This window comes from Natribacillus halophilus (assembly GCF_900100185.1).
Taxonomy (GTDB): Bacteria; Bacillota; Bacilli; order Bacillales; family Marinococcaceae; genus Natribacillus; species Natribacillus halophilus.
Window position 1 is genome coordinate 42,709 of record NZ_FNEN01000005.1, and the last position, 15,048, is coordinate 57,756.

14 protein-coding genes and 1 riboswitch are annotated in these 15,048 nt (G+C 49.8%); of the genes, 8 read left to right on the forward strand and 6 right to left on the reverse strand.

From position 1 onward, the window contains the following. Positions 1-48: 48 nt before the first annotated feature. Genes fdhD through fdhF form a run of 3 tightly spaced genes read right to left on the reverse strand, consistent with a single transcriptional unit; the run spans position 49 to position 4,455 of the window. Positions 49-849, reverse strand: coding sequence for a formate dehydrogenase accessory sulfurtransferase FdhD (gene fdhD, locus BLS58_RS07465; RefSeq protein WP_090397577.1), 801 nt, complete (start codon positions 847-849; stop codon positions 49-51). A 14-nt stretch (positions 850-863) separates the two neighbouring features. Further along, positions 864-1,505, reverse strand: a complete 642-nt coding sequence (locus tag BLS58_RS07470) for a helical membrane plugin domain-containing protein (protein ID WP_090397579.1) — start codon at positions 1,503-1,505, stop codon at positions 864-866. Then, complete coding sequence (fdhF, locus tag BLS58_RS07475; RefSeq protein ID WP_090397581.1) at positions 1,498-4,455, reverse strand: formate dehydrogenase subunit alpha; 2,958 nt, start codon at positions 4,453-4,455, stop codon at positions 1,498-1,500. The genes BLS58_RS07470 and fdhF overlap by 8 nt, the downstream gene beginning before the upstream one ends. Positions 4,456-4,654: 199 nt before the next feature. On the opposite strand from fdhF, the gene BLS58_RS07480 reads away from it, so the two are divergent. Next, a complete protein-coding gene (locus tag BLS58_RS07480) occupies positions 4,655-5,923 on the forward strand; it encodes an L-lactate MFS transporter (RefSeq protein ID WP_245723100.1) in 1,269 nt (422 codons plus the stop codon). Positions 5,924-5,925: 2 nt separating this feature from the next. Here BLS58_RS07480 and BLS58_RS07485 read toward each other — a convergent pair whose 3' ends face one another. The 3 genes from BLS58_RS07485 to pxpB are packed head-to-tail and all read right to left on the reverse strand — an operon-like array spanning position 5,926 to position 8,453. Further along, complete coding sequence (locus BLS58_RS07485) at positions 5,926-6,684, reverse strand: LamB/YcsF family protein (RefSeq protein ID WP_090397584.1); 759 nt, start codon at positions 6,682-6,684, stop codon at positions 5,926-5,928. Positions 6,685-6,699: 15 nt separating this feature from the next. After that, entirely contained in the window at positions 6,700-7,722 is a 1,023-nt protein-coding gene (locus BLS58_RS07490) for a 5-oxoprolinase subunit C family protein (protein WP_090397586.1), read from the reverse strand. Further along, a complete protein-coding gene (gene pxpB, locus BLS58_RS07495) occupies positions 7,719-8,453 on the reverse strand; it encodes a 5-oxoprolinase subunit PxpB (RefSeq protein WP_090397885.1) in 735 nt (244 codons plus the stop codon). Before pxpB ends, BLS58_RS07490 begins: the two co-directional genes overlap by 4 nt. A gap of 173 nt (positions 8,454-8,626) precedes the next feature. Here pxpB and BLS58_RS07500 point away from each other — a divergent pair, with 173 nt between their 5' ends. The 7 genes from BLS58_RS07500 to tenA all read left to right on the forward strand — a co-directional run bounded on the left by BLS58_RS07500 (position 8,627) and on the right by tenA (position 14,858). Further along, positions 8,627-9,730: an amidohydrolase gene (locus tag BLS58_RS07500; protein WP_090397588.1), complete on the forward strand. Its 1,104-nt coding sequence runs from the start codon at positions 8,627-8,629 to the stop codon at positions 9,728-9,730. After that, positions 9,727-10,500, forward strand: coding sequence for a GNAT family N-acetyltransferase (locus BLS58_RS07505; RefSeq protein ID WP_090397590.1), 774 nt, complete (start codon positions 9,727-9,729; stop codon positions 10,498-10,500). The genes BLS58_RS07500 and BLS58_RS07505 overlap by 4 nt, the downstream gene beginning before the upstream one ends. Positions 10,501-10,505: 5 nt before the next feature. Then, entirely contained in the window at positions 10,506-11,621 is a 1,116-nt protein-coding gene (gene menC, locus BLS58_RS07510) for an o-succinylbenzoate synthase (RefSeq protein WP_425433677.1), read from the forward strand. A 21-nt stretch (positions 11,622-11,642) separates the two neighbouring features. Further along, positions 11,643-11,903 carry a hypothetical protein gene (locus BLS58_RS18260; RefSeq protein WP_342705519.1) on the forward strand — a complete coding sequence of 87 codons (261 nt, stop codon included), beginning with the start codon at positions 11,643-11,645 and terminating at the stop codon, positions 11,901-11,903. A 32-nt stretch (positions 11,904-11,935) separates the two neighbouring features. Continuing rightward, on the forward strand, positions 11,936-12,694 hold the full coding sequence (locus BLS58_RS07515) for a YkvI family membrane protein (protein ID WP_342705520.1): 759 nt from the start codon (positions 11,936-11,938) through the stop codon (positions 12,692-12,694). A 56-nt stretch (positions 12,695-12,750) separates the two neighbouring features. Further along, positions 12,751-12,854, forward strand: a riboswitch (TPP riboswitch). Between the two features lie 63 nt (positions 12,855-12,917). Continuing rightward, positions 12,918-14,186: an acetylornithine deacetylase gene (locus BLS58_RS07520; RefSeq protein ID WP_090397591.1), complete on the forward strand. Its 1,269-nt coding sequence runs from the start codon at positions 12,918-12,920 to the stop codon at positions 14,184-14,186. Between the two features lie 3 nt (positions 14,187-14,189). Then, complete coding sequence (tenA, locus tag BLS58_RS07525) at positions 14,190-14,858, forward strand: thiaminase II (protein ID WP_090397592.1); 669 nt, start codon at positions 14,190-14,192, stop codon at positions 14,856-14,858. Positions 14,859-15,048 lie beyond the last annotated feature (190 nt).

The window sequence follows — 15,048 nt, forward strand, 5'->3', positions numbered from 1 at the left end:
TGATGCATATTCTGGCGGTTTTACAGATTAATCTGGCGGTTGACATGCTCACGTCAATTTCACCCGCTCCGACACGGTATACACGTTCAACGAGCCACGGCGAATGAAGCCGATGGTTGTAATCTCCAGTTCCTCGGCCAATTCCAACGCTCTTTGCGTAGGCGCTGATTTCGACAAAACGACTTCACAGCCGATCTTCGCCACTTTTAAGAGGATTTCTGATGATAGCCTTCCGCTGAAGACGATAATCTTGTCCTGCAAGGAAATGCCGTGTTTCAAACAATATCCGTAAATTTTATCAAGGGCATTGTGTCTGCCGATGTCCATTCGCATGAGCACGATGCCCTCAAGCGTGCATAAGGCGGCATTGTGCACGCCGCCCGTTTCCTGAAAGGTCTCCGCGGATTGCTGCATGTCTCCCATGAGGCGAAAGCAATCATCAGGAGAAATGACCACTTTTCGTGTGGTCATCGTTTTCGTCGTTTTTGCGTCCCCGGCAAAGACGAAGCTTTGCCGGCTCATGCCGCAACAAGAGGTGATGTAGCGTTTCGTTTGCATGTATTGGTGCAACTGATCGATCTTCATCGCGAGCGTCACGTGGACAAATCCTCCTTTTTCGTCCACGCGCAGCTCTTTTATATCATCCACTGAACGGATCACAGCTTCTGAAGCCAGGTATCCGATGGCCATGTCCTCGATATATTCCGGGGTGCATACCATCGTCACGAATTCTTCTTCGTTGATTTTGATTGTCACCGGATATTCAGCGGCGACGGTGTCTTCCTTCCATTCTGTTGTTCCATTTCCAAAACGCAATATCGATCGAGAAGTTTGGATGTTTCCGTTCATCTCTCTCACGATCCTCATTTTTTAAAAATAAAAGGCAATGCCACGAGCGTTACACCTGCCGCGGCAAGATACCATTTGCTGTTCGTGGAAGACGGGTAACGCGATATCCGAGTCCCGGGAACCTTTCTTTCGGACTTATGCTGTTCTTTCGCTTCACGCGACTCCATTTTTTCCCTGTCTTCCTGATTCGCCCCGAAACCTTTGAGAAAAGCCATCAGGACGTTTATCCCTTCGATGACCTCTGGATCCCTCATGGATTGGAGGAAGGCGGAATAACCGCCGCCTTCCTTACCATAGTGCTCATATTCCGCCACCTGGGAAATGGCCGTATTCATTTTTAGAATGAGCGGCTCAATTTCCTCCATATTAAGATTTCCAAGGACGCCAAACCCTAGGAGCGTATTTTTCAGCGACTGTGTGGCATCCGACTCGTCAATGGCCGTCATGAATCTTTCCAGCACCGCGTCCCCTTCTTTGACGAGAGCATTGAGTGTATTGAACACTTCCCAATCCTGAAGCCCCTTCATAAGTTCAAACGTATCGGCGATCACTTCTTTATTTTCCAAAAGAACGCTTTCGATTTCTTCCCAATCACGCTGGCGTAATTCCTCTTCGCTCGGTTCCATGCGATGGATGACTTGGGTTGCTTTAGCCATTATGCCGCGACCTCCTCTCTTTCACGACGTCGCCAGGGAAGGTGTAATCCTTGCGTGCCCATTTCTTTTCAACCGCTACCCCTATTTGCGGTTGCGGATTGCCATTTCGATGATTGATACGCGGCAATGGGCTCTCCCCTTTTTGTTCGAGGATTTCCATCTTGGCGGAGACTTCCTTGTACGCAGGGGTATCCGTGTCCTTATCGGCATGACTGCTCGTCAGATAGTTAATCGCGCCTTCGCCCGTGTCATTCATTGGCAAATACAATTCCTTACCCTTCACGCGATCCGTGACAACACAAGGGACCTTCACATGGCCATGCGGCGAGGTGAGGCGAACGAGCGTCCCGTCCTCTACGCCGCGTTCTTCGGCAAGTTCGGGGGAGACCTCAAGAAAAACACTAGGGGTTTTCTTCGTAATCCCCGGAACCTTATAAGTCAAGTTTCCTTCATGAAAATGTTCAAGCAAACGTCCGTTGTTGACATGGAGGTCATATTCCTCGCCCATATCAAGGGGCGGGGTCCAGTCGACGGGGTACAGTCTCGCTTTGCCGTCCGGGAATGGAAATTCTTTTTCGAACAAGAGCGGCGTGTCGGTGCCGTCTTCAGCCACCGGCCATTGCAAGCTGTCATATCCTTCCAGTCGATCATAGCTGACGCCGGCGAACATGGGACAAAGCGAGGCGACTTCATCCATGATTTCACCTGGGTTTCCATAATTCCAGTCGGCGCCGAAACGATTGGCGATTTCCATAATGATTTGCCAGTCCGGCTTCGAGTCTCCCAGTGGATCAAAGACTTGGTACAAACGCTGAAAACGACGCTCGGTATTTACAAACGTCCCTTCTTTTTCAAAGCTTGGCGATGCCGGAAGCACAACATCCGCCTGTTCGGCTGTCTTCGAGAAAAAGATATCCTGGACGACAAAGAAATCGAGCTTTTCAAGCGCCGATTGCACATAATTGGCGTTGGAATCCACGATCCCCATCTCTTCGCCTTTTAGATACAGGACGTTAAGATTCCCATCATGAATGGCATCGACCATTTCGTGGTTGTTAAGCCCTTTCTCGGTCGGCAGCTCCACGCCCCAGCCTTTTTCATAACGGGCACGAACGTCATCGTCCGTTACATATTCATACCCCGGGAAACGGTCCGGCATGCTGCCAAAGTCACTGGCTCCCTGCACGTTGTTGTGACCCCGCAACGGGTAAGTGCCTGCTCCTGGTTTCATGTAATTGCCGGTTACGAGCATCAAGTTGGAAATAGCCGTGCTCGTGTCAGAACCTCCCCCATGCTGGGTGATCCCCATCGCCCATAAGAAGCAGGTCGTCTCGGCGTGATAGATCGAAGTCGCGATTTCAATCATTTCTTCTTTGGTCAGGCCGCTGACTTTCTCGGCATATTCAAGCGTGTACGGCTCCAGACTCTCTTTAAATTCTTCGAAGTAGTTCACATGCTCATCCACAAAGGATTGATCGTGCCAACCTTGATCAATCATATATTTGGTGACCGCCGAGACCCAGACGAGATCCGTTCCGCCTGCCGGTTGGACAAATTGGTCAGCTCGATCTGCCATACCATTCTTGCGGAGATCCGAGACAATCACTTTTTGGCCATGAAGTTTCTGGGCACGCTTAACTCTCGTTGCCAGCACCGGATGCGATTCATCTGTATTGGAACCGGCGATAATGACCAGTTCAGCTTTTTCGATGTCGGTGATACTTCCGGAATCACCGCCGTAGCCGACCGTTCGCCATAAGCCCATCGTCGCCGGAGACTGGCAGTAACGGGAACAATTATCAACATTGTTCGTGCCGATCACCGCGCGGCTGAGCTTTTGCATGACATACGAGTCTTCGTTCGTACATTTGGACGAAGTTATAAACGCGAGCCCATCGGGTCCATTTTTTTCTTTTTCTTCATTGAATTTGCGTTCAATGAGGTCATACGCTTCATCCCATTCCGCTTCCCGGAAAGCATCGCCTTCGCGGATGAGGGGCTTCTCCAGGCGTTCTTCACTGTTGACGAAATCCCAGCCGAATTTCCCTTTCACACAGGTGGAAATGCCATTGGCCGGCGCTTCTGTCTGCGGCTCGACTTTGAGAACTTGACGATCTTTCGTCCAGACATCAAAGGCACAGCCGACCCCGCAATACGTGCATACCGTTTTCGTTTTTTCAATGCGATTTTCCCGCATCGACGCTTCCATGTCGGACATGGTCATGAGCTGGCCATAGCCCGTTTCTACTTCTTTTGTAATATTGATCATCGGGCGCATGGAGTCATCCTTAATTCCAGTCAGAAAACCGGCTTCCCCTTCCATGCCCACTTCCATCATGGCGTTACACGGGCAAACCGTCGAACAATGCCCACAATTCACACAAGAAGATTCCTCGATGGGAGAATCCTTGTCCCAAATTACACGCGGACGTTCCCTCTCCCAATCAATGGTTAATGTCTCTGTTACTTGTACATCCTGACAAGCCTCGACACAACGGCCACACAGGATGCATTGGTCCGGGTCATAGCGATAGAACGCATTTCGGTCCACCTCAAAAGGCTTATGCGTAAAAGGTGTCTCCTGGTGATTTATTTTCATATCCTTGACCGCGTTATGTATCTCGCAGTCACCGTTGTTGTAATCACAGACGGTACAATATAATTCATGATTGCCGAGGACACGATCCAACGCGATTAACTGCGCTTCGTGGGCATCTTCGCTCTTCGAGCTGATAACATCCCCGTCTTGCAGTTTGGTCGAACAAGATCTCACCATTTCCCCGTTGACATTCACAATACACGTATCACACGTTTCAATCGCGCCCAGACTCGGGTGATAACATAGGCTCGGGACTTCCGTATCATTCTCTGTCATCACATCAAGCGCTGTCTGATGCTCTTGCGCCTGTATGCGCTTACCATTCAGCTTTATTTCAAGATATCCAGACATGACCAGTCCTCCTAACTATCACGTTTCCCTATTGTATACCATTTTTTGCCCGCCATGTAAACATAGCGCTTTTAAATTTTACTGTAAAAGATTAAATGGCATGTCGAATCGTTGGTTTATTTGTAAAATAAATGTTTACTTTAAATTTATTCGTGGTATTCTCAATTATATTCCAAAATAAAATGAAAGGGGTATGCCATTGCAAGCGCACCGTAATCGCTGGCTGATTGCTGTATCGGCGATCGCCATTCACTTATCGATCGGCTCTGTCTATGCCTACAGTGTGTATCAAAATCCCTTGAACGAAAGCCTTGGTTGGGATATTGGACTGGTAACATTCGCATTTACTACTGCTATCTTCTTCCTTGGTATGACTGCCGCTTTTATGGGGAAATTCGTCGAGCGCAACGGCCCCAGCCGTTCCTCGTTGATCGCCGCAATTCTTTTTGGAACGGGGACGCTAGGGGCAGGTCTGGGCGTGCAGTTGGAAAGCTTCCCGATGTTTGTCCTATTTTATGGGGTGATCGGGGGCTTCGGCCTCGGGATCGGTTATATTTCCCCCGTCGCCACCCTTGTCCGCTGGTTTCCGGACCGACGCGGACTCGCGACCGGAATGGCTGTTTTAGGCTTTGGTGCCGGTTCGCTCATTACGAGTCCCGTCGCTGAATGGTTGATGGGAATGATCAGTATACCGGCGACCTTTTACACGCTCGGTGTCGCTTATCTCATTCTCATGATCGCAGGTTCCAGCTATATATCGCCACCACCGAAAGGGTGGGAACCTGCCAACATGCAGAAAGTCAGGGAAAAGAGAAAGGAGAAGGAAAAAAAGACAAAAGTCAAGCAAGGCGATCTTGCTCAACTGGAAGCCCGAGAATCATTAAAAACTTTCCGCTTCTATTTATTATGGGGCATGATGTTTATTAATATTTCCGCGGGAATCATGCTTCTCGCTGTCGCGTCGAATATGACCCAGGCCATTACAGGCGTAGGCTCAGCCACCGCGGCCACCATCGTCGGCGTGATGGGTTTTTTCAATGGCCTAGGTCGAATCGGCTGGGCAGGTGCTTCCGATTATATTGGGCGGACCAATACCTATATCATTTTCTTCGTTTTGCAGTTGATCGCCTTCATCCTCTTGCCGCTTACGACAAATGTCGTCATTTTCGCGATTTTGTTGTATATTATCATGACTTGCTACGGAGGCGGGTTTGCTTGTCTGCCGGCTTATATCGGCGATTTATTCGGCACAAAACAACTCGGTGCCATCCACGGCTATACGTTAACCGCCTGGGCGATGGCCGGCGTTTTCGGACCGACAGCTGTGTCTACGATTGTAGAGCTCACCGATGATTTCACGGCTGCTTTTGTGCTCTTTATCTTTTTACTCGCCTTGGCGCTTTTAATGGCGATTCTCATGCATTTTAATATTAAAAAGATTCGCAGGCAGCAAGAGGAGCCTTCATAGCTCTATGCGAACGACTGGACCTTGATGCCCGCGTGTTCGATTTTTTCCCGCACATTCTTCGCGAACTCGAACGCATGCGGGCCATCGCCATGGATACAAATGGTTTCTGCAAGGATGTCCACATCTGTTCCCTGTAAGGAACGCACTTTACCGTCTTCAATCATGCGAACCACCTGCGCTCCCGCCTGATTTGTATCGTCTATCAAGGCATTGGCTTCACGCCGCGAGGTGAGGGTCCCATCCTCCTGGTACGTACGGTCGGCAAAGACTTCACTCGCGGTCTGCAACCCGACGTTTGTGCCGGCTTTCAAAACCTCGCCGCCGGGTAGTCCAAATAACACCAAGTTCGGATCGATATCATAGACCGCCCGGGCGAGCGCATCCGACAGTTCCGGATCGACCGTCGCCCTGTTATAGAGCATGCCATGGGCTTTCACATGCCGCATCTGCCCCCCTTCCGATTGCACGACGCCCCATAAAGCGCCGATTTGATAAGCGATAAGATCATAGGCTTCTTCCGGTAAAAGATCCATGTGGCGACGGCCGAAGCCCATCAGGTCCGGCAAGCCCGGATGTGCACCGATCGCGACGTCATTTTCAATCGCGAGCCTTACCGTTTTCCGCATTGTGGCCGGGTCCCCGGCATGAAACCCGCAGGCGATATTTGCCGAAGAGATATACGGAAGAATCTCTTCATCGGATCCAAGCTTGTAAACGCCGAAACTTTCGCCCATGTCACAGTTCAGATCGATCGTTTTCATTTTCAATCACTCCTTTTATTGGTTAACTATCTGATTCCATTTTAAGGAAATCCCTATTTCCCGTTCGCGCATGGCCTGGGCCTGTTTTAGATAAAGCGATTCGGCTTCAGCGAATGTAATCTGTTCGAACATGAATGTTTCGTTCGGTCGAAACTGGGCTACCCGGGCTAAATCGACTGCGGCCACCTGGGCCAGACGTGGGTAGCCGCCGATCGTCTGGCGATCAGCCATTAAGACGATGGGCTGGCCATCATGAGGCACTTGCACGGTTCCAAACGCGATCGCCTCGGACAAAAGACTGAAGGATTCCGTAAGTTCGAGTGGCGGATCCCCATCCTCTGTTTGCAACCGGTAACCCATGCGATCCGATTGCGTGGAAACGGTAAATGGATGTTGAAAAAATTGTTCTTGGCTCTTTCGTGTAAACTGTTCAAAATGGGTGCCCGGAAAAGCACGGATTTTTTGTTGTTCACGGTCGAGCAGTCGCCCGTTTGCTCCCCAATTTTCAGCGAAGACGTGTCCGCCTGCCTTTTTGGATATTTTTTCAAAACGTTCTTGCGCTTTTTCTTCTTTTTCTCCGATATGTAAACGATCCTCTTTTTCAAGGGCGCGGCCGTCCAATCCCCCGATCCCTGCGCGCACGAACGTGCTTTTACTGTTCATCACCACCGGTACAGCGATGCCACCTGCGATAGCCAGGTAAGCGCGATAGCCGCGGCTCATCGGTTTAAAGGTGATCGTACTTCCGGCGGGAACAAAAAGTGGGACACCGAGCGAATAGGCCTCGCCGTCAATCATCGGCTCCATGCCGCTGCCCGTGATGGCGATAAGGCTGTCTCGCTCGACCTTGATCTCAGGGCCGAGCATCGTCATTTCAAGCCCGGCTTCATTTTTGTTATTCCCCACGATCGCATTCGCGCTTTGCAGCGATATCCGATCCATCGGACCACTTGCCAAAACCCCCTGATTTAAAAAGCCGATACGCCCGCCATCCTGAACGGTCGTAAATAAACCTGCTTTTAAAATATGTAGGCTCACTCGTCCCCCTCCTCATACGCCTCGTATTCCACGCGTGTCACCGCCTTGAAATAAACCCTGTCACCGGATTTCAGCAAACTCGGTTGCTCGCGGTTAGGATCGAACATTTTAACGGGCGTTTGCCCGATTAATTGCCATCCCCCCGGGGTCTCAAACGGATACACGCCTGTTTGCATACCGGCAATGCCGACGGCACCGGCAGGGATTTTTGTACGCGGTTCGCTTCTCCGCGGTGTCGCGATCTCTTTTGACATCCCACCGAGAAAGGAGAATCCGGGAACAAAGCCGATCATATAAACGAGATACTCTCCGCTTGTATGTATGCGGATCACCTCAGCTTCGGAAAGGCCGTTTTCTTTCGCTACATGAGGCAAATCCGGTCCAAGCTCTTCCCCGTAGTAGACGGGGATCGTAACTACATTTCCCTCGTCTTCGTCTTCGGTGATTTCACCTAAAGTGGTTACCTTCTCTCGCAGCCGATGCATCACATAGTCACTCGGCGACCCCTTTTTATCCATTATAGGATAGATCTTCACTGGATCATAAAAGACGGTGAGACCAATATAACTCGGCACACACTCTAGATAGCCTTCGAATGGATCATTTTCCAAAGAGTCCATCATTTTTTTCGTCTGTTTATGAATGTCCGGGTGAATTTCGGTGCCAAAAGCAATGTTGACCGCTGTTTCGGATAGCGCATACAGCTTTGGATTTTCAACTGTGGCAGGCATAAAGGCCTCCTCGCTACTTTCCTGTTTAAAAATAAGTTTAACATTATTTGCTTGCAAGTGACATCCTCCGCAAGTTGAAGAGTGAGGTTTGTCCCCGCCTTTGAAATCCACAAACAGCCATATTATAATGACTAATATATAACAATGAATATCTATTCAGAAAGGGCGACTCCATGCACCCTCAACTTACGAACATTTTCGAGCACTTGCATGCCCATCCGGAAATAAGCTGGGAAGAGCACAACACTACGGCGTACATAAAAAATCTATTGGAAGAATACGGCTGTGAAGTCAAAACGTTCGATTCAATCCCCGGGCTCGTCACAGATATCGGCGAAGGTCGTCCGGTCGTTGCTCTCAGGGCTGATATTGACGCGGTCTGGCAAGAAGTCAATGGCACGTTTCAAGCCAATCATTCCTGCGGGCATGATGCGCACATGACGATAGCGATCGGCGTGATACGGAATCTTTTGGAAGAAGGTCCTCCCCACACCGGCACCTTCCGCTTTATTTTCCAGCCCGCGGAAGAAAAAGGCACGGGCGCTGCAACACTCGTTGATCAGGGCGTGGTTGACGATGTCGATGTTTTATATGGCATGCACTTGCGGCCGAACGAGGAATTAGCCAACGGCCATTTTGCACCCGCGATTCAACACGGGGCCGCCAAATTTTTGCAAGGGACGATCCGAGGCGATGATGCCCATGGCGCGCGTCCTCATTTGAACACGAACGCCATTCAGGTTGGTATGGATATCGCACAGCAATTAAACAATATCCATATCAACCCGATGATTCCGCATTCCGCAAAAATGACGACTTTTCACGCCGGTGGCAAAAGTCCGAACATCATCCCCGGCAATGCTGATTTTTCCATCGACTTACGGGCGCAAACGAATGAAGTCATGCAAGAATTGATGGATAAAATAAAAAAATTGACGCATGCCCTGGCCACTTATCATCACGTCGACATCGAATTAGAGGTCGGGGCAGATGTCCCCGCGGCTGTCATCGATCCGGAAGCGAAAGCAGTCATGCAAGCCGCGATTTCGGAAAACGTCGGCAACGATAAACGGGCACCGACGATCACGACAACGGGCGGCGACGATTTTCATTTTTACACCATTAAACGTCCCGATTTAAAAGCGACGATGCTCGCGATCGGATGCGATTTAAAACCAGGCTTGCACCATCCACAGATGACCTTTGATCGTGACGCGATCCCTACGACCATTGAGATTTTGACAACCACACTCAAAAAGAGGCAGGCTGAACGATGATCGAAATTCGCCCACTCACGACAATGAAAGAATTGCAGCAATTGCAGGAAGTCGAAGCCGCCGTTTGGGATATGGCCCCGATCCCTGTCCATCAAACCTTCACCGTCTTAAATCATGGCGGAGTGATTTTAGGTGCCTTTGACGGGGACAAGATGGTCGGATTTTTAAACAGCTTCCCCGGCTTTGCCGAGGGTAAAGTTTATCTATGTTCTCACATGCTCGGCATTTTACCGGAATACAGAAAAAGCGGCCTCGGCCGGGATATGAAAAATAAACAAGCGGAGGTGGCCCGCAACACGGGCTACGACTTGATCACCTGGACGTTTGATCCACTGGAGAGTTTAAATGCTTTTTTTAACATACAGAAGTTAAAAGCAAAAGGTGTCGCTTACAAGGAAAACCACTACGGAGCCATGGACGATGACCTGAATCAAGGGCTCCCGACCGATCGCATCCAAATTGAATGGGATTTACATGAGCAGAACAACGATCGTAATGTTCATTTTGAAAAAGAAAGTATTCTCCTGGACAAGGACGGACATGGCCAACCCACCATGTTTGCTCACCGGTATGAACAAAAAGCCGGGCCATGGTTTTTAGCGGTGCCCGAAAATTTTCAGACGATAAAACAAGAAGATTTTCAACGCGCCCGGGAGTGGCGTTATCAAACGCGAAAAGTCTTTCAAACACTTTTTAATGATGGCTATCAGGCAAAAGGCGTCATCCGCGGCCAGGAATCACAAACGAGCTACTATATGTTGGAAAGGTGAATACAATGACGATTCCGATTAAACAAATCAAGCTGCGCCGTTTAAGCATGCAACTCAAAAATCCTTTTACGACAAGCTTCGGCACGTTTCGGGACAAGGAATTTTTGATTCTGGAAGCGATTGATGAGGTAGGAAATCGTGGATTTGGCGAGTCGGTCGCCTTCGCCAGTCCCTGGTACAGTGAAGAAACCGTGCAAACCAGCGCCCATATTCTGGAAGACTTTTTAATCGAGCCTATCAAAAATCATGGTATCACCCATCCGGATGATTTAGCCGCATTATTTTCACACATAAAGGGAAACAACATGGCGAAATCGGTCATAGAAGGGGCGATTTGGGATTTGTATGCCAAACGGAGAAACGAATCGTTAGCCCAAGCGCTAGGCGGCACCCAACAGGAGATCGAGGTGGGCGTTAGTCTCGGCATCAAACCGACCGTAAAAGATTTACTAACGACGATTGAACAGCAACTCGAGGAAGGCTACAAGCGCATAAAAATTAAAATAGAGCCCGGCTGGGACGTTGATGTTCTGCGGGAAGTGCGCGCCCATTTTCCGGATATGCCGATGATGGCGGATGCCAATTCAGCCTATACGCTAGACGATGTCGACCATTTGAAAAAGCTGGACGACCTGGACTTAATGATGATCGAACAACCTTTAGCCCACGATGATATCGTCGATCACGCCCAGCTGCAAGCCAGCATGGACACGCCGATTTGCCTGGACGAGAGCATTCATTCTCTCGCCGACGCGAGAAAGGCCATTCAACTAGGCAGTTGCCAAATCATCAATATAAAAATCGGTCGTGTCGGCGGGTTAACTGAATCAAAACGTATTCATGATTATTGTCGCGAACAAGGGGTGCCCGTCTGGTGCGGAGGCATGTTGGAAGCAGGAGTGGGCCGGGCGCATAATATTGCCTTAACTACGCTGCCCCAATTTACGCTGCCCGGCGATACCGCCAGTTCTTCCCTTTATTGGGAAGAAGATATTATCAACCCTGAAGTCGTGGCGAAAAATGGCATGATTCAAGTTCCCGATAAACCGGGCATCGGTTATGACATCGACGACCATGCCTTAGACAAGTGGACAACCGCAACAAAGACGTTCGACTTTTAAACAGCAAGGGAGAGATTACATATGAAAGACATCCTTCGGGTAGCGGGTGCCTATGTCGGCATCATTGTCGGAGCTGGATTTGCCTCCGGCCAGGAAATCATCCAATTTTTTACGAGCTTTGGTATGTGGGGCATTGCTGGTGCCATCGTGACGATCATCCTCTTTCCGCTGCTCGGCTATCAAGTCATAAAGCTGGGCGAACGATTACAGGTCGCCTCTCATAAACGGTCATTTCCCACATTGCCGGCAGATATCTTGGCCCTATCCTTGATGTTATTCTGACCTTTTTCTTATTTGGCGTCGGGGTCATCATGGTGGCCGGTAGCGGTTCTCTTTTCGAGCAGCAGTTTGGCATCCCTCCTGCCGTCGGTTATTTTCTGTTAGTCGCCCTTGTGATTTTGACAACGATTCTCCGAACCGAAAGAATCGTCACAATCATAAGCTACATCAGCCCCTATATGATTGCGCTTGCGCTCATTGTCGTGGTTTATTCTTTGTTTACAAGCGGGATGAATTTCGAGGAATTGGATAATGTGGCTCACGACCAACTTTCAGCGGCTCCGCATTGGCTGCTCAGTGCGCTGCTCTATGTCTCCTTTAACTTTTCTGTCGGATTCGCGATGATGGCCGTGATTGGCTCCACGGAAAAAAATAAACAAGCGGCGAGACGAGGAGCGATTGTAGGAGGTATCATCCTCGGTGTGATGGTATTAGTCCTCAATTTGGGTATCTACGCGAATATCGATCAACTTCAAGACGCTGAAATGCCGACCCTGGCGTTGGCAACTGAAATTTCTCCACTCGTGGGCATTCTCATGGCCATTGCCTTGCTCGGGATGATTTTCAATACGGCGACAGCGATGTTCTATAGTTTTACGGCCCGTTTTGTACAAGCGGAAACACCCAAGTTTAGGGGAGCAGTCGTGATCGTCGGCATTGTTGCGTTTGCCCTCGGTTTCATCGGCTTTGTCGATCTCGTGAACACCGTTTATCCCATGTTGGGGTACGTCGGATTTGTATTAATCGGGGCGGTGCTCGTTTCTTTATTGAGATCCAGGAACAAGAACCATTAAAAACACTTGCCTACTATGGGAATATATGCTAACTTATAGAAAACAATAAAAATCTACGAAACCACTAGGGGTGCTTTCATTAGCTGAGAGAGGCGGTAGCCTCGACCCTTATCCACCTGATCCAGTTCGCACTGGCGGAGGGAAGTGGGCTGAAGACGTATAGCATATTTTTTCGTCGCCACTTCCCTTTCGGGAAGTGGTTTTTATTTTGGAGGTGGAAACGATGAATACGCTCATTCAACAAGTTGAAAAGCGTGAAGCTGAATTGGTGCGCTTGCTTTCGGATTTAATCGCGTTTCGCACGCCGGCACCGCCGGCCAGAAACACCGATGGGATCCAACGGTACATAGCTGCCAAACTGCAGGCGATAGGTTTTGGTGTGGATCAATGGGACGTTTATCCCGGGGATCCGAATGTTGTAGGGACACGAAAAGGTTCCCGTTCAAGGGAGTATCAAAGTCTTATCTTAAACGGCCATGTAGATGTGGCTTCCGTGGAGGAAAATGAAGACTGGGAAACGCCGCCGTTTGAAGCAATCGTGCAAAACCGAACGTTATTCGGTCGCGGAGCCGCCGATATGAAAGGAGGTGTCGCCGCCTGTTTATTCGCGCTTCAGTTGTTGCACGAGAACGACGTCGAGCTTCACGGGGACGTTTTGTTGCAATCCGTCATCGGTGAAGAAGTCGGGGAAGCCGGCACAAAACAGTGTTGCGATCGCGGCTATAAAGCGGACTTCGCCCTCGTCGCCGACACGAGTAATTGCGAACTTCACGGTCAAGGTGGTGTGATCACCGGCTGGGTGACGGTGAAAAGCCCAACGACTCATCATGACGGAACCCGCCACCGCATGGTGCACGCCGGCGGCGGGTTGCGCGCGGCCAGTGCCATTGAAAAAATGAATAAGCTGATCACAGCTCTGCAGGAACTGGAACGTGACTGGGCGATTCAGAAGTCTTATCCCGGTTTCGTCCCGGGAACGAACACGATTAACCCCGCCGTCATTGAAGGCGGACGCCATGCCGCTTTTGTAGCGGACGAATGTCGGCTTTGGATCACCGTTCATTTTTATCCAGATGAAAGTGCTGATTCCGTGGCAAAAGAAATCGAAGACCACCTCCTGGCAACAGCAAATGCTGATCTCTGGATGAAAGACCACCCGCCAACGTTTCAATGGGGTGGCACGTCAATGATAGAAGATCGTGGCGAGGTCTTTCCTTCTTTTTCTATCGATGAAAATCATGCAGCTGTCGATAATTTGAAGGAAGCGCACGAGCAAACTTTTTCAGAACCTGCAAAACTGTCCATGTCCCCATCCGTCAATGACGGCGGTTGGCTGGCGGAGGCCGGCATCCCCACGGTTTGCTACGGTCCCGGAAAATTGGAACACGCTCACGCCGTCAATGAACAAATCGATATCGATCAATTACTGGACTATACGAAAACACTGCTTCGCTTCATCGTTAAGTGGTGTAACCAACCAAAGGAGAGATAAAATATGACATTCAGCGAACGCATTCGCAAAACCGCAGATCCGATCTGGAAGGCAAGCCATGAACATCCGTTTGTGCAAGGTATCGGACATGGCACATTGGACATTGAATCTTTTAAATTTTTCATGCGCCAGGATTATAAATATTTAATCGAATATTCGCGTGTCATGGCGATGGGAACCGTCCTCGCGCCTGATCTGGACACGATGTCCGGGTTCGCGAAAGCCCTCGATGATACTTTAAATATGGAAATGGAGCTGCACCGCTCCTACGCCGAACGGCTCGGCATCTCCCGCGAAGAACTCGAAGCGACCGAGCCCGGCCCGATCACGCACGCTTACAGCAGCTACATGATGGCCGAAGCACAAAAAGGCTCCCTCGCGGAACTGATAGCGGCTATCCTCCCTTGCGCCTGGAGCTATTACGAAATCGGCCTCGAACTCGCAACAATCCCCGGCGCCACGGAACACGAACAATACGGAGAATGGGTGCGGATGTATGCGTCTGAAGAATTTGGGGCCATTGGCGATTGGTTGATCGGGAAGTTGGATGAACTCGCGGAAGGCAAAACGGAAGCGGAGTTGGATCGACTGGAAGCGATCTTTCTGAACACGAGCCGCTATGAATATATGTTTTGGGATATGGCTTATAAGCAGGAAGGGTGGCCGGTGTAGGAATAACTTCCGATAGATCTGGCGCTTTTATAGGTTATTCTGGCGGTTTCGAACGATAATCTGGCGGTTTTGCAACTTTTTCTGGCGGTTTCGAATGATGATCTGGCGCTTTTCAAGGATATTCTGTCACTTTTAGGATTGAACACGCTCAGTGAGTGACAGTAAAGATGTGCCTTCCGATATCGTCTAC